The sequence below is a fragment of the Kitasatospora sp. NPDC101801 genome (assembly GCF_044766665.1).
Classification (GTDB): domain Bacteria; phylum Actinomycetota; class Actinomycetes; order Streptomycetales; family Streptomycetaceae; genus Kitasatospora.
Map to the genome: position 1 here is coordinate 165,151 of NZ_JBIWML010000001.1, position 17,215 is coordinate 182,365.

General features: G+C 75.0%; 17 protein-coding genes. 9 read left to right on the forward strand and 8 right to left on the reverse strand.

Annotated elements, in window-relative coordinates; translation table 11 throughout:
• Positions 1-22: 22 nt before the first annotated feature.
• Both ACIRPK_RS00715 and ACIRPK_RS00720 read left to right on the forward strand, forming a co-directional pair.
• Positions 23-349, forward strand: coding sequence for a hypothetical protein (locus ACIRPK_RS00715; RefSeq protein WP_403030933.1), 327 nt, complete (start codon positions 23-25; stop codon positions 347-349).
• 83 nt (positions 350-432) lie between these two features.
• Positions 433-1,761 (forward strand): serine hydrolase domain-containing protein, encoded by a 1,329-nt coding sequence (locus tag ACIRPK_RS00720; RefSeq protein WP_403030936.1) that lies wholly within the window; start codon positions 433-435, stop codon positions 1,759-1,761.
• Here ACIRPK_RS00720 and argB read toward each other — a convergent pair.
• The 7 genes from argB to ACIRPK_RS00755 all read right to left on the reverse strand — a co-directional run bounded on the left by argB (position 1,758) and on the right by ACIRPK_RS00755 (position 9,709).
• A complete protein-coding gene (gene argB / locus ACIRPK_RS00725) occupies positions 1,758-2,624 on the reverse strand; it encodes an acetylglutamate kinase (RefSeq protein WP_403030939.1) in 867 nt (288 codons plus the stop codon). The two genes, ACIRPK_RS00720 and argB, sit on opposite strands and share 4 nt — an antisense overlap.
• A 138-nt stretch (positions 2,625-2,762) precedes the next feature.
• Positions 2,763-3,179 (reverse strand): MarR family winged helix-turn-helix transcriptional regulator, encoded by a 417-nt coding sequence (locus ACIRPK_RS00730; RefSeq protein WP_403030942.1) that lies wholly within the window; start codon positions 3,177-3,179, stop codon positions 2,763-2,765.
• A gap of 185 nt (positions 3,180-3,364) precedes the next feature.
• Positions 3,365-4,177 (reverse strand): DUF4184 family protein, encoded by an 813-nt coding sequence (locus tag ACIRPK_RS00735; protein ID WP_403030944.1) that lies wholly within the window; start codon positions 4,175-4,177, stop codon positions 3,365-3,367.
• Positions 4,178-4,203: 26 nt separating this feature from the next.
• Entirely contained in the window at positions 4,204-6,045 is a 1,842-nt protein-coding gene (locus ACIRPK_RS00740; RefSeq protein WP_403030947.1) for a hypothetical protein, read from the reverse strand.
• A gap of 134 nt (positions 6,046-6,179) precedes the next feature.
• Entirely contained in the window at positions 6,180-7,586 is a 1,407-nt protein-coding gene (gene lpdA, locus ACIRPK_RS00745) for a dihydrolipoyl dehydrogenase (protein ID WP_403030950.1), read from the reverse strand.
• A gap of 135 nt (positions 7,587-7,721) precedes the next feature.
• Positions 7,722-8,135, reverse strand: a complete 414-nt coding sequence (locus ACIRPK_RS00750; RefSeq protein WP_403030953.1) for an SgcJ/EcaC family oxidoreductase — start codon at positions 8,133-8,135, stop codon at positions 7,722-7,724.
• Positions 8,136-8,215: 80 nt separating this feature from the next.
• The gene (locus tag ACIRPK_RS00755; RefSeq protein ID WP_403030956.1) at positions 8,216-9,709 is read right to left on the reverse strand and encodes an SDR family oxidoreductase; all 1,494 of its coding nucleotides are present in this window, start codon (positions 9,707-9,709) and stop codon (positions 8,216-8,218) included.
• Between the two features lie 174 nt (positions 9,710-9,883).
• On the opposite strand from ACIRPK_RS00755, the gene ACIRPK_RS00760 reads away from it, so the two are divergent.
• The 7 genes from ACIRPK_RS00760 to ACIRPK_RS00790 all read left to right on the forward strand — a co-directional run bounded on the left by ACIRPK_RS00760 (position 9,884) and on the right by ACIRPK_RS00790 (position 16,746).
• Complete coding sequence (locus tag ACIRPK_RS00760; RefSeq protein WP_403030957.1) at positions 9,884-10,858, forward strand: SMP-30/gluconolactonase/LRE family protein; 975 nt, start codon at positions 9,884-9,886, stop codon at positions 10,856-10,858.
• A gap of 165 nt (positions 10,859-11,023) precedes the next feature.
• Positions 11,024-11,227, forward strand: a complete 204-nt coding sequence (locus ACIRPK_RS00765; protein ID WP_403030959.1) for a hypothetical protein — start codon at positions 11,024-11,026, stop codon at positions 11,225-11,227.
• Positions 11,228-11,500: 273 nt separating this feature from the next.
• Positions 11,501-12,139: a hypothetical protein gene (locus tag ACIRPK_RS00770; protein WP_403030961.1), complete on the forward strand. Its 639-nt coding sequence runs from the start codon at positions 11,501-11,503 to the stop codon at positions 12,137-12,139.
• Positions 12,126-13,820, forward strand: a complete 1,695-nt coding sequence (locus ACIRPK_RS00775; RefSeq protein ID WP_403030963.1) for a GH3 auxin-responsive promoter family protein — start codon at positions 12,126-12,128, stop codon at positions 13,818-13,820. Before ACIRPK_RS00770 ends, ACIRPK_RS00775 begins: the two co-directional genes overlap by 14 nt.
• Positions 13,817-14,764, forward strand: a complete 948-nt coding sequence (locus ACIRPK_RS00780) for a class I SAM-dependent methyltransferase (protein ID WP_403030965.1) — start codon at positions 13,817-13,819, stop codon at positions 14,762-14,764. The genes ACIRPK_RS00775 and ACIRPK_RS00780 overlap by 4 nt, the downstream gene beginning before the upstream one ends.
• Positions 14,765-14,815: 51 nt before the next feature.
• Entirely contained in the window at positions 14,816-15,985 is a 1,170-nt protein-coding gene (locus ACIRPK_RS00785) for a hypothetical protein (RefSeq protein ID WP_403030968.1), read from the forward strand.
• Positions 15,982-16,746: a DUF6182 family protein gene (locus tag ACIRPK_RS00790; RefSeq protein WP_403030970.1), complete on the forward strand. Its 765-nt coding sequence runs from the start codon at positions 15,982-15,984 to the stop codon at positions 16,744-16,746. The genes ACIRPK_RS00785 and ACIRPK_RS00790 overlap by 4 nt, the downstream gene beginning before the upstream one ends.
• Here ACIRPK_RS00790 and ACIRPK_RS00795 read toward each other — a convergent pair.
• Entirely contained in the window at positions 16,679-17,152 is a 474-nt protein-coding gene (locus ACIRPK_RS00795; protein ID WP_403030972.1) for an Lrp/AsnC family transcriptional regulator, read from the reverse strand. The genes ACIRPK_RS00790 and ACIRPK_RS00795 overlap by 68 nt on opposite strands.
• Positions 17,153-17,215 lie beyond the last annotated feature (63 nt).

Genomic DNA, 17,215 nt, shown 5'->3' on the forward strand with positions numbered 1-17,215 from the left:
GGACCGGTGCCAGGCTGGTGGCGTGTTCCGCCACTCCGAACTCCTCCGGCGCCTCGCCGACCGCGACGGCGTCACGATCGCGCGGGCCGACCGCACCGAACCTCCGGAGGGCTGGCTGGTCCGTCTGACCGCCCCACCTGGCCGGACCACCGCCGCCCGCCCCTTCCGCGCCCCCGGCGAGGAACCGCCCCGGGTCGGCGACGTCCTGGAACAGTGGCTGAGCATCGCGGCCGACCACCACCCGCCGCTGGCCGTCCCCGCGCCGGCCCGCGCCCTGCTCGCCGCCGACCTCCACCGCCTGCTCGGCCCACTCCTCCCGGAGTACCTGACGGCGGCGGGCGTCCGCTGAGCCACCACCCCGGACACCACTCCCCGGACGGGCCGATCTAGGTTGGGTCCTGACGGCGTATCCGGCGCGGACAAGGTGGCCCCATGCTCGACGGACTGGCGGAGCACTGCGCCGAGGCGCTGCGCGTACACGGCTGTCCCTCGGTCTCCGTGGCGGTGGCCGAGCGGGGCGAGGTCGTGCTCGCCGAGGCGTACGGACCGGCGGACGTCGCCGCCGGGATTCCGGCGACACCCGGCACCGCGTACGCGCTGGCCTCGGTCACCAAGGCGGTCACCGCCGTCGCCGTCTGCCTGGCCGCCGACGACGGGCTGCTCGACCTCGACGAACCCGTCCCCGGCGGTCGCCGCCCGGCCGCACCGACGGTGCGTCAGCTGCTCCAGCACCGGGGTGGCTTCGGGGCCCACTACGACTTCCACTACGACGACGGCGAGCCCCCGATCGACGCCGAGCCGTACGCCGCGCCGTTCCGCGAGCCCGGCGTGGCCTTCGAGTACGCCAACCTCGGGTACCGGGCGCTCGGACAGCTGCTGGAGTCCGCCACCGGCCGATCGCTCGCGGAGTTCGTCCGGGAGCGGGTGAGCGAGCCGCTCGGGCTGACCGACTGGCACCTCGGACCGTCGTATCCCGGGCCCGCCCCCGTCGCGGTGAAGTACACCGTCGACGGCCGGGCCTATCCCGCGCGCTGCGCCACCAACCACCCCGGCGCGACCGAGGGTTGGGCGACCGCCACCGACCTGGTGCGGTTCGCCCAGGGCTATGGGAGCCTGCTGAAGCCGGAGACGGCGGCGGCCGTGCGGGCGGCCCTACCGCTCAACGCCCGTCTGGGGTACGGCCTCGGCTGGGTGGTGTCGAACGGCGACGGTCCGGTGGTGCAGAGCCACGGCGGCGGCATGGGCGGCGTGGCGGCGATGCTCGCCACCGTCCCCGGGCAGCGGCTCTCGGTGGCGGTGCTGACCAACTCCACCGCCAAGGCGGCCCGCGACGCGGTCGTCGAGCATGTCCTGACCGCCTTGGTCCCCGAGTTCACCGCCGACCTGATCTCCCCGGTGATCGACGACCCCGCCCGCCCGGTGGACCTCCCGCCGGGCCGCTGGACCGGCACCGTCGGCACGCCCGAGGGTCGACTCCCGCTGACCCTGGAGCTCCTGGCCGACCACACGGCGGTACTCCGCCTGAGCAGCGGCGAACGGGCCACCGCCCCGGCTACCGCGACCCGGGCGTACGACCTGCGGGCTGCCTTCCCGCTCCAGCTCCCGACCACCGACGCCCGGCTCGCCGGACCGGAACTGGGCCTCGAACTCCGCCTCGACCAGGGCCGGTTGACCGGCGCCGCCCGCGCCTTCAAGAACGGCGACGCCACCGGCCTGCTGGGCAGCTTCCTCAGCCACCCCTGCACCCTGCACCCGGCCTAGACCTGTAGCGCGAGCGCGCCCAGCTCCGCGTCCGGCACCACCAGCGTCCCGCCGGGGTCGGCGGTGAACGAGCGGAGCAGGGCGTGCCGGACCCGGCCGTCCAGCACCCGGGCACTGCCGACGCCGGCCCGCACCGCCCGCAGGCAGCCCTCCATCTTCGGCAGCATCCCGCTCGTCAACTCCGGCAGCAGGGAATCGAGTTCACTGGCCGTCAGCCGGTCGACCAGGGAACCGGAGTCCGGCCAGTCGGCATACAGACCCTCGACATCGGTCAGCATCAACAACCGGGCCGCCCCCAGCTCGATCGCCAGCGCCGCCGCCGCCGTGTCCGCGTTCACGTTGTACACCTGACCGTCCACACCCCGCGCGATCGAGGAGATCACCGGGATCCGCCCGTCCGCGATCAACGCCCGCACCACACCCCCCTCCACACCGACCACATCACCCACCAGACCGATGTCCACCCGACGGCCCTCCACCACCGCGTACCGCTTCACCGCCGTCATGGTGTGCGCATCCTCACCCGTCAACCCCACCGCGAACGGACCGAAAGCGTTCACCAGACCCACCAGTTCACGCTGCACCTGACCCGCCAACACCATCCGCACCACCTCCAGCACCTCCGGCGTGGTCACCCGCAGACCCGCCGCGAACGACGACTCCAACCCCAACCGGCCCAACTGCGCACTGATCTGCGGACCACCACCATGCACCACCACCGGACACAGACCAGCCCGCCGCAGCTCCACCACATCAGCCGCGAAAGCCGCCTTCAACCCACCGTCCACCATCGCGTTCCCACCGAACTTCACCACCACGATGCTGCCGCGGAACCACTCCAGCAGGTCGGCGCGACTGCTCAAAGCTCCCCCTAAGTCGACCGGGGCCCACCGGCTCACCGTCGGTTCCATCCAACGGGTTGCGAGCGGCCCGGGGATGTCCGCCAGAAGAACATCGGCGGTCGCCCCCGGGCTCCGCGCCGACGACCGAGAACCCTCTCGTCAGGAAGCGGTCAACCGCCCCAGCAGTTCGGCGAGCTGGGCCCGTTCGCCGTCACTCAGCGGCGCCAGCACGTCCGCCTCCACCGCCGCCAGCTCCTCGGACAGCTCGGCCAGCAGGGCCCGGCCGGCCGCGGTGGCCGAGACGTCGATCCGGCGCCGGTCCCGGGCGGACCGGGTGCAGGCCAGGTAGCCCTGGCCGCTCAGGTCGTCCACCACCTTGACGATGTCGCTGGGGTTGATGTCCAGCCGGGCGGCGAGTTCGCCCTTGGCCAGCGAGCCCGCCGCGACCAGGGCCTCCAGCACGGCCACGTGCCAGAGCCGCAGGCCCCGCCGGGCCACGCCGGCGGCCAGGCTGGCCCGGGCGTTCCGGCCGGCACTGGACATCAGATAGGTCGTCAGGCCGAGCAGCCTGGTCATCCGGACCGCCTCCCGTCCGGCCCGAGGGCACGTCCCGATCCGGGCCTCCCGGCCAACCGATCGCTCATAGTTAGGCAAGGCTAACCTAGCTGGAGAATCCAGGTCAACACGAACCGATGTCCGCCTGACGATCTGTCACCGCGGCCGACTCGGCACCGTCCGGCCGACCCGAGCAGCCCCGGCGGTCACCAGGTCCGCACCCGGGCCGCCACCGCCCGCGCCACCAGGGCGTGCGCCACCAGCGCGGCCCCGACCCCGGCCACCACCCCGAAGGCGGTGGTCGGGATCAGGTCCCAGCCCGAGGAGCCGGGGTAGGCGTGGTGCCAGCGCTCGATCCGCAGCGCCGCGCCCACCACCGCCCCGGCGGTCACCACACCGAGCACCGCCAGCCGGGTCGCCGTGCTGTACGCCGGGGCGGGCAGCGGGGCCACCCGCTCGGCGTCGATCAGCCGCAGCTCGCGCACCAGGTACCAGCCCAGCCCGGCCAGCGCGACGGCCGAGGAGCCGTACTGCAGCACCGTGAACAGCGGCTGCCCGGCCACCCGCCCCTCCGCCAGGAACGGCAGCAGCCGCACGCCCGCCCGGTCGTGGTGGGTGAAGGCGTCCCAGCCCACGTGGGTGGCCGCGCCGATCGCGCCCGACAGCAGCAACCAGCCGGTCTGCCGGGGAAGTTCGGCCCGGGGACGCTGCGCGGCGGTCAGCCGGTCGGCCGCCCAGGCCCAGCGCACCGGGAGCAGCGCGACCAGCGGTGCCCGCAGCAGACCGTGCCAGAGCAGCACCAGCAGTGCGGCCAGCAGCACGTCCAGGGTGGGCACGCCCCACCAGGCGTGGGTCTGCTCGCCGAAGCGGTACACGCCGGGAGCGAGCGAGGCGAGGAAGTACGGCAGGTCGGGCGTGACCGATCCGGCCACCAGCCCGGAGGCGACCAGTCGACCTCGGCCCCGCCCCTGGGACAGCAGGGGCAGGATGGCAGCGGGGTGACTGAAGGTGAACGGCACGGCCATACCGTACCCAACTCGCCTGGTCAGCCCAAGGGGTGCAGCCTGGTCCCGTTCTCCTGGACCGCCTCGACGGTGGCCGCGCTCCGGGCCGGACGCTGCACGGCGAGCGTGCGGCCGGGCACCGCCTGATCCACCGACCAGTCCGGGCCGCGCAGTTGGAGCCTGGTCACCCGGCGGCTGACCGCCGCCAGCAGGAACTCGGCGCCCTGCGGGGACCGCCACCAGACCCAGGCCACGGTGTCCTGCTCGTACCGGCTGCAGGCCCGGCCGTCGGCCCGGCCGGTCCGGACGGCACCGGCCGGACCGGGCAGCAGGACGGCGGTGGCGGCGCTGCCCTCGCCGCCCCAGCGGTCGCTGCGCAGGCAGAACCAGCTCACTGGGCCCGCGCCGCCCGGCAGTTGCTGGGTGGCGAAGGCCCACAGGTTGAGCTGTCGCACCCCCGGCGAGGCGTCCGGGACGGTGCAGGCGGCCCTGGCCCAGGCCCGCAGCGCCTCGGGGCTCACCGCCTCCCGGGGCGACCGGGCCGGGCCCTGGTCCGGCGGCGGGGTCCAGCTGAGCCGGGCCGGGCGCAGCCCGCCCACGTCGGCGAGCAGGAAGGCGTGCTTCTCCGCCACCACCGGGGTGGAGCGCAGTTGCAGCAGCACGTCGCCCGGACAGCCCGCGCCGCCGCCGACCGGCACCGGGTCGGTCACCCCGTCCTGCCGGGCCAGCGGGTTCGCGGGGGCGTCCGGCCGGTCCAGGCGGCGGGTCTCGGCGGTGTCGATCCACGGGGCGAGCAGGTAGCGCACCGTCCCGCCGGAGCGCCGCAGCACCACGGCGGCCGCGCTGGTCACGTCCGAGTCCTCGGCGCCGCCGAGCAGCAGGCCGCCGCCCGGGCCCTCGGTGTACCGGGCGATCCGCAGCCCGTCGTACAGCACCACCACCGGGACGCCGTCCACCGCTCCGGCGAACAGCAGCCGGGGCCGCTGCTCGACCGGGGGCCCGGCCACCGTACCCGGCTCGACCTCGGTGGCCGGTCCGGCCCCGGCCCAGGCGGCCAGCGCGCGGTCGAGCAGGGCGGCGTCGGCACGGCGGTCGCCCCGGGCGGGCCAGGCGGTGAAGTCGACCCGGGCGGTGCTGCGCCAGCGGTCCGGGGACTCGGTGCGCGGCGCGGGCCGGGGCGCCGCCGCCGTGGGGGCGACCGGGGCGGGCGGCACCGGGCCGGCCGCCAGGGCCGGGGTGAGCAGGGCCGCGATCCCCAGCCCGGCGAGCACCAGGGTGCCCGCCGTGGTCCGGCGCCGGCGCAGCAGGTCGGTCGGCTGGACCCGGACGTGGCAGGCGTCGACGGCGGGCCACAGCCCGGCGCCCCGTCCGCTCGCGGCGGCCAGGGCCAGCACCGGTTCGGCGGCCCGGACGGCTGCGGCCGGGTCCGCCACCTCCGCGCGGCCGAGCAGCTCGGCGGCCTGACCGGCCGTCAGGCCCTCCACCGTGCGGAGCGCGAACGCCGCCCGGGCGGCCGGGGCCAGCCCGGCCAGCTCCCGGTCCAGGGCCAGTTCCTCCTGGTCCCCGCTCGGTGTGAACAGCCGGAGCCCCCAGACCAGCGGGCCGAGCCCGGGCCGTCGGCCCCGCACCGGGGCCAGCGCGGCGCGCAGCACCCGGAGCCGGAGCTCCTCGTACGCCTGCCCGCCGCTCCCGTCCCCCGCCATCCGAGGCCGGGGCAGCCCGGCGGGCAGGGCCCGCTGGACGGTGGCGTGGGCGGCGAGCACCCGGCTGTGCCGCTTACGGTCCACCGGCAGGGTCAGGTAGGCCAGGCCGACCAGCCTCGGGTAGTGCCGGACCAGCACCGCCTCGTGACGGGACGACGTGCCGAGCAGCTGTCGCACCATCAGGACGCCTCCCCGGGACGGTCGCGGCGGGTCGGAGCCGCACATCATCCAACGAGTCGATCATGCGACGGTTACGCCGTCCGATGACGCGCTCCGGCGGGGCGGGCCGCGACGGCGGCCCGCCCCCGGCCGGCTCAGAAGTTGATCATGTGCCCGGCCAGGCCGTGCACCGCCTCCTTCACCGCCTCGCCCAGCGTCGGGTGGGCGTGCACGTTGCGCGCCAGCTCATGGACCGTCAGGTCCCACTGCTGGGCCAGCGTCAGCTGCGGCAGCAGCTCGGTGACCTCGGGGCCGATCAGGTGGGCGCCGAGCAGCTCACCGTGCCGGCCGTCGCTGATCACCTTCACGAAGCCGACCGCCTCGCCCAGGCCGTGCGCCTTGCCGTTCGCGGTGAACGGGAACTTCGCCACCTTGACGTCGAAGCCCTGCTCGCGCGCCTGCGCCTCGGTCCAGCCGAAGCTGGCGATCTGCGGCTGGCAGAAGGTGGCGCGCGGGATCATCACGAAGTCCAGCTCCATGGTCTCCGCGCCGGCGATGGTCTCGGCCGCCACCACGCCCATCGCCTCGGCCGCGTGAGCGAGCATCAGCTTGGCCGTCACGTCGCCGATCGCGAAGATGTGCGGCACGTTGGTGCGGCCCCTGGCATCCACCGCGATCGCCCCGCGCTCGGTCAGCGCGACCCCGGTGCGCTCCAGGCCGTAGCCGGTCACCCGGGGCGCGAAGCCGATCGCCTGGAGCACCTTGTCGGCCTCCAGCACCTCCTGCTGCCCGTTCCGCGTGACGGTCACCCTGACCTTGCCCGCCGGGTCGCCGTCGTCGATCCCGTCCACCCGGGTGGAGGTGAGGATCTGGATGCCCAGCCGGCGGTACCGCTTCGCCAGCTCGGCGGAGACCTCGACGTCCTCCAGCGGGACCGGCCGGTCCTGGAACTCGACGACGGTCACCCGCACGCCGAAGGTGTGCAGCACGTACGCGAACTCGACGCCGATCGCGCCGGCGCCCGCGATGATGATGCTCTCCGGCAGCGTGTCGCTGAGGATCTGCTCCTCGTACGTCACCACCCGCTCGCTCAGCGAGGTGCCGGGCAGCAGTCGGGTGGTGGCCCCGGCGGCGATCACGCAGTGGTCGAAGGTCACCGTCTCGGTGCCGCCTGCAGTCAGCGCGACCGACAGGGTGCGGTCGTCCAGGAAGATGCCCCGGCCGTTCAGCTCGGTGATGCCGTTCTTCTTCATCAGGTAGTGCACGCCGGCCGCCCGGCCGTCGGCCACCTTGCGGCTGCGGCGGTACGCGGCACCGTAGTCGAAGGTCACCGTGCCCTCGACCTTGATCCCGAAGGTCTCCGCCTCGTGCTGGAAGACGTGCGCCAGCTCGGCGTTGCGCAGCAGCGCCTTGGAGGGGATGCAGCCGACGTTCAGGCAGACCCCGCCCCAGTACTTCTCCTCGACGACCGCCACGCTCAGCCCGAGCTGGGCGGCCCGGATCGCCGCGACGTAACCGCCGGGGCCCGCCCCGAGGACGACGAGATCGAAATGCGTGCTCATGTTTCCTTCTCCGTACCGAGTGCCGCTGTGAGGGTGCCGGGCGCGCTCAGTACCCGACGGTGGAACCACGTTCGACGGTGCCAACCCGGTGACCGCCGCCGCGCTTCCCGGTCTCCGGCTCGGAACCGTGGGAGCTCAGCCGAGGATCGGCGTGGTCTGCGCGGAGGCGATCCGCCAGCCGTCCGCCTCCTCGGTGAGCACGTACATCAGCCGCCCGGAGGAGGCCGGCAACCCGCCCGCCTGCCCGTCGGCCCGCCCGTCGAAGACCTGCTTGACGCAGGCCACCAGCGCCACGTCGGGCCGCAGGAACCGGATCTCCTCGATCTCGATCCGGGTCAGCACGTCGGCCGGCGGCGAGGCCAGGGCGGCCGTCATCGCCTCCCGGAGGGTCTCCCGGCCCTGCACCCGGCGCCCGCCGAAGTTCACGACGCTGGTCTCGGCGGTGTGCAGCGGAACGAACCGCGCCGGGTCGTCCTGGTGTGTCCCGGCGTCCTCGATCACCCGCCGGACGGCGGCGATCCGCCGGTCGGGCCCGTTCTCCCCGGTCATCTCTCCCCTTGATCCGAAACGTCCCGCCGACTGTACCGAGCGGCTGCCGGTCCCTGGCCAGGGGCCCCGCTGACCTCCCGTCAGCCGCCGGTACGGGCCCGCTCGGTGATGTTGCGGGCCATCCCGCCGAAGACCACGGCGTGGAACGGGGCCACCGACCACCAGTACGCGTGCCCGGCCAGTCCGCGCGGCTGGAACAGCGCGCGCTGGCGGTACACCGCCCCGCCGTCCGGGGCCGGGTCCACCGAGAGCTCCAGCCAGGCCGGTCCCGGCAGCCGCATCTCGGCCCGCAGGCGCAGCAGCCGGCCGGGCTCGATCTCCTCCACCCGCCAGAAGTCCAGCGAGTCGCCGACCCGCAGCCGCCCGGGGTCGCGGCGGCCCCGGCGCAGGCCGACCCCGCCGACCAGGCGGTCCAGCCAGCCACGCAGCGCCCAGGCGAGCGGGAAGGAGTACCAGCCGTTCGCGCCGCCGATGCCCTCGACCACCCGCCAGAGCGCGGCCGGCGAGGCGTCCACCGTCCGCTCCCTGACGTCCTGGTAGAGGCTGCCGCCGGCCCAGTCCGGGTCGGTGGGCAGCGGGTCGCTCGGGGCGCCCGGCAGCGAGGCGGAGGACCACCGGGTGGCCACCTCGTCGTCCCTGATCCGGCGCAGCGCCAGCCGGACCGCCTGGTCGAAGCCGATCAGCCCGTCCGGCGGGTCCGGCACGTACCCGGCGATGTCGTGCTCGCCGCAGACCACCTCGTGCCGGAGCGACTCGACCAGCGGCCGGGCCAGCGCACCGGGCACCGGGGTGACCAGGCCGACCCAGTGGCTGGAGAGCCGGGGCGTCAGCACCGGCACCGGCACGATCACCCGGCGGGGCAGCCCGGCCACCCGGGCGTACCGGACCATCATCTGGCGGTACGTCAGCACGTCGGGGCCGCCGAGGTCGAAGGTCCGGTTCACCCCGGCGGGCAGTTCGGCGGCGCCGACCAGGTAGCGCAGCACGTCCCGGACCGCGATCGGCTGGATCCGGGTGCCGACCCAGTTCGGGGTCACCATCGCCGGGAGCCGCTCGGTCAGGTACCGGAGCATCTCGAAGGAGGCCGAGCCCGAGCCGAGGATCACCGCCGCCCGCAGCTCGGCGGTGTCCACCCCGCCGGCCCGCAGCACCTCGCCCACCTCGGCCCGGGACCGCAGGTGCGGCGAGAGCTCCGCGCTCGGCACCCCGGCGGGCACCAGCCCGCCCAGGTAGACGATCCGCCGCACCCCCGCCGCCTCGGCGGCGCCGGCGAAGGCCAGCGCGGCCGCCCGGTCGGTCGCCTCGAAATCCGGCCCGGTGCCGAGCGAGTGCACCAGGTAGTAGGCCACCCGGACGCCGTCGAACGCCCCCCGCAGGCTCTCCGGCCGGGTCACGTCACCGGCCACCGCCTCGACCTCGGCCCGCCACGGGTGGTCGCGCAGCCGCCCGGGGTCCCGGACCAGACAGCGCACCCGGTAGCCGGCGGCGAGCAGCTCGGGCACCAGCCGGCCGCCGAGGTAGCCGGTGGCACCGGTCACCAGGCAGCGCCCGGGTCGGGCGGCGGTCTCGGACATCGCGGATCTCCCTGCTGCGGACGGTCCGTCAGAACGGCACGCTGCCTCCATGCTCGCCGCGACCCGATCCGGACGCACCTGCACCGATTGTGCAGAGCGACGGAACGGAGGGACGGACCATCCCCCGGTGTGCTGGAGTGGCGCCATCACTTCACGGGGGAAGGACAATTCCGCATGTCCGAAAACATCTCACGCCGCAACCTGCTGGGCCTGGGCGCCGCCGTCGGCGGCTCGGCCCTGCTCGGCTCGGCGCTGCTGGGCTCCACGGCGCAGGCGGCCGACCGCTCCGGCGACCGCTGGCCGGACCGGTTCGCGCTGCCCGACGGCTTCCAGCCCGAGGGCATCGCCATCGACTCCCGGGGCCGGGCCTACTTCGGCTCGCTCGCGGACGGCGCGATCCACCGGGTCGAGCTGGCCACCGGTCGGGGCACGGCCTTCAGCGCCGGGCCCGCCGCCGGCACCCCTTCGCTCGGCCTGAAGGTGGACGGCCGGGACCGGCTGTTCGTCGCCGGTGGCGGGGGCGGCGACGCCCGGGTGCTCGACACCAGGACCGGCGCGGTGCTGGCCTCGTACCGGTTCGTCACCGGGGAGGACACCTTCGTCAACGACGTGGTGCTCACCCCCGAAGCGGCCTGGTTCACCGACTCCGCCCGGCCGGTGCTGCACGTCCTGCCACTCGGCCCGGGCGGGCGGCTGCCCCGGCCGGACCAGGTCGGGCACCTGCCGCTCACCGGCGAGTTCGACCAGGAGCCCGGCTCCTTCGGCGCCAACGGCATCGAGACGACGCCGGACGGCCGCGCCCTGCTGGTCGTCAACATGACCACCGGCAGCCTCCACCGGGTCGACCCGCGCAGCGGGGTGGCCCGGAAGGCGGACCTCGGCGGCGAGAGCCTGACCCGGGGCGACGGCCTGCTCCGGCAGGGCCGTGAGCTCTTCGCGGTGCGCAACCTGTTCAACGAGATCGCGGTGCTGCGGCTCGACCCGGCCGGCCGCAGCGGCCGGGTGACCCGCCGGATCACCGACCCGAGGTTCCGGATCCCGACCACCGTCGCGGCCCACGGCAACCGGCTCTACCTGCCGAACGCCCGCTTCGACACCGAGCCGCTGCCCGGCACCGACTACGACGCGATCGCCGTCCCGCGCGGCTGACCCCCGGCGGGTCGGTCCCCACCGGGGGCCGACTCGCCCGCCCTCCGGCGTAACCCGTGGCCCGGGGATCGGTTGTGCTGGTAGTGCGGGCACCGGTTCCCCGCGCCGAGTCGGCACGGAGGTACAGCAGCAGTGAGCAGCGAGCGTGGTCCCAGGAGCGCCCCGATGACCTTCCCGTCCCAGGGCCACGGCAGCGCCGGCCAGCGGGCGGCCGCCCAGATGCTCGGGCTGCGTGACGTGGTGCTCCCGGCGGCGGTGGTGGCGGCGGCGGTCGAGCTGCTGACCGAGCGCCTGGACGACCCCGACCCGGTCACCCGGGAGGCCACCGCCGTGGTGGTGGCCCGCCTGCGCGCGGCGGTCGCCGCCTGACGGTCGGTCAGGTGCACCGGGCGTCGGAACGGACGGGCCGTCAGCCGCCCGGACCGAACCGCCGCCGGGCCCGTGCGCAACCCCTACCCGCGCCCCAGGGGTCACCGGGCCGACCGGTGAGGGGGCACCTTTTGTTGACCTGATCGTGTGCCACTTGGCATGGTCGACTATCACCACGCGGCAACGACGGCCGGAGCCCACCCCTCGATCACGTCGTCCCGGCCGAGTCCTCACCCCGCAGTCCTCCCACGCCCTGTGAAGGAGCGCCGAGCCATGCCCGGAACCAGCCCGGCCTTCTGCGTCCTGGTCGGCCCCGACTACGCAGGCAAGTCCTCGGCGCTCTCCCGGCTCGGCAGATCCGGGCAGCCCTGGCGGACCCTCTCGGTCGACGACGACCGGCTCGCCCCGGAGCACGCGCTGCTCGCCCGGCTGCGGCGCGACGTGGTGCGCGAGGTGGCCGGACGGCCTGCGGCCTGGTCCCCGGACTTCCTGGTCACCATGCTGCAGACCGCCGCCGTGCACCTGCGCGACCGGCTGGCCGAGGACCCGGTCACGCCGACCGTGGTGGACTCCTACTACTACAAGCTGCTCGCCAAGGCCCGGCTGGCCGGCGCCGCGGACAGCCCGCTGCTCGGCTGGTGGCGGTCCTTCCCGCAGCCCCGCCGGGTGCTCTACCTCGACGTCCGGCCCGAGGTCGCCTGGCGCCGCAGCAAGGCCGGCGCCGGGCTCAACTGCCTGGAGTACTACGGGGACCGGCCGAGCTGGGACGGCTTCCGCCGCTACCAGAGCGACCTCGGCAAGACGATGCACGACGAGATCTCCCACCTCCCGGTCACCGTGGTCGAGCAGCAGGACGACCCGGACCGGACCGCGGAGTCGATACGAAAGGTGCTCGCAGATGAACTCGGCTGAGGCCTGGCAGGACCCGGACCGCCTGCTCCGCTACCGCCAACGCGTCTTCCTGGAGCGGGCCCGGCTGCGCGCCGCGCTTGACGACGCCGACGGCCACCGCCGCCGGGTGCTGGCCGACCTGCTGGAGTTCAACTCCGGTACCCGGTACGGGAAGCAGCACGGATTCGACCGGATCCGCACCCTGGACGACTTCCGCAAGGCCGTCCCGGTGCAGGACTACGGCACGCTCGGCCCGTGGATCGAACGGGCCGCCGCCGGCGAGCCGAACCTGCTGACCGCCGACCAGCCCGCCGTGTACTTCACCAGCAGCGGCACCACCGGGGCGCACAAGAAGATCCCGGTCACCCCGCGCTTCATGCGGACCACCTTCTTCCCGTTCTACTACGCCGCCTGGGCCCCGCTGCTCGAACACTTCCCCGACGTGCTGGACCGGCCCGACGCGGTGCTCAACCTGAAGCACGACCCGCTCTCCGCCCCGCCCACCACCGGCGACGGCCGGCCCCATGTCGGCGCCAGCCAGGTCGACTTCGGGGCCAGGTTCGGCGAGCCGCTGTCGGCGGAGCCCGGCACCGGCGCCCCCTGGGCCACCCTGCCGGTGCACGTCGAGCCCGGGGCGCACCTGGAGCGGATGTACCTGCGGCTGCGGCTCGCGGTGGAGAGCGACGTGCGCTGCGTGATCGGGATCAACCCGGCGATGATCGCGGCCCTGCCCCACCAGCTGAACCTGTGGTGGCCCAGGATCGTCCGGGAGGTCGCCGACGGCACCCTCGGCGGCGTGCCGCACCGGGCGCCCAACCCGCGCCGGGCCGCCGAGCTGGAGCGGCTGGCCGCCCGGCGCGGCACCGTCCGCCCGGCCGACGTCTGGCCGCACCTGCGGGCGCTGTTCTGCTGGACCACCGGGCTCGCCTCGCTCTACCTGCCCCGGCTGCGCGAGGAGTTCGGCGCCGGGGTGACCGCGCTGCCGGCGCCGGTGGCCGCCTCCGAGGGGCCGACCGGGGTGGCCCTGGACCGGCACGGCAGCGCGGGCAGCCTGGTGGTGACCGCCGCCGTGCACGAGTTCGTCGACGCCGACCAGGACCTCGGACCGGACGTCGCGACCCTCGACCCGCAGGAGTTGGAGGTGGGCCGGGACTACCACGTGGTCTTCAGCCACGTCGGCGGCCTCTACCGCTACTCGGTCGGCGACGTGGTCCGGGTGGTCGACCGGATCGACGGGGTGCCCCGGGTCGAGTACACCGGCCGCAGCACCCGCTCGGACGTGGCCGGCGAGCGCCTCAGGGACGGCCAGGTCACCCGGGCACTGGCCGGCGCGCTCGACCGCACCGGTCTGGAGCTGCGCAACGTCGCCTGCCGGGTCAGGACCCAGGACCCGTCCCCCGCCTACGAGTTCGCGATCGCACCGCGCACCCCGTGGAGCACCGAGGAGACCGGCAGGTTCGCCACCCTGCTGGACCAGGGCCTGCACGCCGAGTCCGCCGACTACCGCGCCGCCAGGGCCGGCGGGCGGCTGGGCGACCCGACCGTGCTGCGGCTCGACCCGGACGCCTTCCTGCGGGACTGGCAGCACACCGTCGGCACCGGGATCCGGCCGACCCAGGTGAAGGACCGGCTGTTCCGGCAGGACCCCGAGCAATGGCACCGACTCACCGGCCGCCCGGCCACCGAAGGGAAGCCCGCATGACCACCGCACCGCACGCCGCCCGGCCCGACACCACGCCACCGGGCAGCACGGCACCGGACCGCGCCGGAGCGGACGGCACGGCCCCGGCCATCGCCGCGCTGGACGCGGTGGAGCGCACCTCGCTGCTCACCGCCGCCCTCCGGGCGATCGAGAGCGGACGCGCCGACCACCTCTACCAGGACCCGTACGCCGCCGCCCTGGCGGGCGAGACCGGCCTCGGGCTGCTGGCCGAGGTCCGGGCCGCCACCTTCCCGGCCGCCGGTGCGCGGACGGTGCCGAGCACGCCCGACTACAACGCGATCCGCACCCGGTTCTTCGACGACTACCTCCAGGCGGCGGCCGCCGACCCGGCGACCACCCAGATCGTGCTGGCACCGGCCGGGATGGACTCCCGGGCCTGGCGCTTCGACTGGCCGTCCCGGGTGCGCTGGTTCGAGCTGGACCGGCCGGCCGTGCTGGCCTACAAGGAGCAGCAGCTCGCCGGTTCCACCCCCCGGGTCGACCACCGTTCGCTGGCCGTCGACCTGACCGCGCCCGACTGGGAGGACCGGCTGCTGGCGGCCGGCTACGACCCGTCCGTCCCGTCCACCTGGCTGCTCGAAGGACTGCTCTACTACCTCCCCGAGGCCGACACCCACCGCATCCTCCGCCGGGTGGCCGCGATCTCCGCGCCCGGCAGCCGGATCGCCGCCGACCTGGTCAACACCGACGCCCTGACCTCACCGCAGATGAGCGCGCTGCTCGCGGTGTTCGCGGACTGGGGCTGCCCGTGGCTGTTCGGCAGCGACGAGCCGGAGGCGCTGTTCGGCTCCTTCGGGTACACCGCCGAGGCGGTCCAACCCGGCGAGCCCGGCGCCGACTTCGGCCGCTGGCCCGACCCGGTCCCGCCGCGCGGGGAGCGCGGCGTGCGGCGGGTGTTCTTCGTCCACGGGAGGCGGAACTGACATGCCGACCGTCGTGATCCGGCCGGCCGGCCCGGCGGCGGGAGTGCGGGCATGACCGTCGACCTCCTCGCCGCGCCCCGCCCCACCACCGCCCCGGCCGCGACCGGCCCCCGCCGGGTGCTGCTGGCGCCGATCACCATCACCCCGTCCAAGCCGCTGACCCCCAGTCACCTCAAGGGGTTGCTCTGGACGGACGTGATGTACCGGGCCACCCGTCCGCTCGCGGAGGTGCACTACCGCTACAGCCACACCACCTACCACCCCACCGAACAGACCCTGGGCTTCTGGGAGTTCCTCGACCGCACGCAGGGCGACACCGACTACCGGGACCTCACCGAGCAGCAGATCGGCGACCACTACGTGGCGTTCCGCGCCGCCGGTGAACGGGCCTCCGCCCGGGCCCTCCGGCCGTACGCCGACGCGGTGGACCAGGGCTGGGTGCACCCCGCCAGCGCGCGCATCCTCGACCTGTGGACCGGGCAGTACCGGGCGCTCGGCCTGTACGACCCCGGCCTGCGCGCCCACCAGCCGCCCGGCCACGGGCTGGAGGAGATGCTGGCCGGGCTGACCGCCCGGGGCATGTGCCTGGACCACCGGCGGCTGGACGGCCCGGTGCACCTCGACCTGACCCGGCACGGGCTCCCGCTGCGGCAGATCGTCACCGCCGACGGGCGGCCCAACTACCTCGCCTGCGCGCTGCGCGAACTCGTGCCGCTGGCGGCCGGGTTCGACGAGATCGTGCTGCTGTACGACCCGGAGCTGGACCCGGACTACCAGCTGCTGGAGCGGGTGCTGTCCGACCTCGGGCCGACCGTCCGGCGGGTGCCGGTCGGCCGGGTCCCGATCGACGGCTCGATCCGCTCGGCCCGGCACGGCGGCTGGGGCCACCAGCACGCCGGCCCGCTGCTCGCCGCCGCGCTGGCGGAGCACGACGGGCCCGCCGTCCGGCTCGGCATGCGGCTCTACTTCATCGCCGTGCTCGGACCGGGGCAGGGGCAGTCCTTCCGCCCCGAGCTGCTCCGCCAGTGCCTGACCCGGGCCCAACGGCTGCTGTCCACCGGCGGGTTCGGCGCCGAGGCCGACCCGGCGGCGCTGGCCGGGCTGCTCGGCCGGCACCGTCGCGACCACACCTACATCGACCCGTACCGGCTGACCAGCTCGCTGCTCGGCAAGCGCGCCGCCGCGCCCAGCCGGGAGCTGCTCACGGAGGTGTTCGTGTGAGCCCGCTGCAGGAGCAGTTGCTCGACCGGGCGGGCCTGCGGGTCCGGACCGCCCGGCCCGAGCTGGCCGAGGACTTCGACCTCGGCACCCTGGCCGGTCTGCTGGACGCCCAGCGGTCCGTCGCCGCCGCGACCGGGGAGACCCTGGTGGTGGCGGTGATCCGCCACCTCGAACTGACCGAATGGATCCGCGCCACCTGCGAGTTCACTGTCGGCCTCGACCCCGCCGACGGTGCCCGCTGGCGTCGCTCGTTCACCCGCACCCTCTTCCTCGCGGGCAACCCGGCCAACCTCGGCGAGCGCTTCCGGTTCGCCCACGTGGCCCCCGGCGCCGCCGCCGCCTGGACCGCTCCCGCACCCGGCCCGAGCGTCGGCACGCTCCGCCGTCTGCTCAAGCTGTTCGACGCCCCGGCCGCCCTGCCGGCCCGCCCGGACACCCTGATCAAGCTCCCGGGCGCCCCGACCGGCCGGCACCGCGACCTGTACCTGGCCACCGAGGGCTGCACGCTGGCCGGGGCCCTGGTGCACCTCAACCACGTGCTGGTCGAGGCCGTCCTGGACGGGCTGCTCGCGCCGGGCGACCGCCTGACGCTGCGCCAGGTACCGCGACTGCTCGGCCTGACCGCCCCGTTCGCCGCCCTCCGGGTGGTCCCCGACCCGCACCACCCCGACCGCCTCAAGGCCGCCGCCGGCCTCACCGAGGAGGCAGGCCCCGGGACGTCCGGGGCTCGCTCGGACCGCGGTACGGCAGCGTCCGGCTGAGCACCAGGTTGGTGGTGGTGCTGCCGAACTGGGCCAGCGCGTCCACGAGCTCCTCCAGGTGGGACATCGAGGTGGCCGCCACCTTCAGGACGTAGCAGTCGTCGCCGGTGGTGCGCAGGCACTCCAGGATCTCCGGGCGCTCGCCGAGCAGCCGGCGCAGCGGCTCGTGCCGGGTGCCGGGGTACTTCAGCCGGATCACCGCGAGCACCGGGTGCCCGGTCCGCTCCAGGTCGACCTCCGCCCGGTAGCCGGTGATCACCCGGGCCGCCTCCAGGCGGCGGACCCGTTCGGTGGTGGCCGACGGGCTCAGGTTCACCCGCCGGGCCAGCTCGGTGAAGGCGATCCGGCCGTCCTGCTGAACTTCCGTCAGGATCGCCCAGTCGGTCGCGTCGAGACTCTCGGTCATCCGGTCAGATTACCGGTGAATCCACGGCCGAACCGCCGCTGAACAGGGCGGAATCCCTTCTGG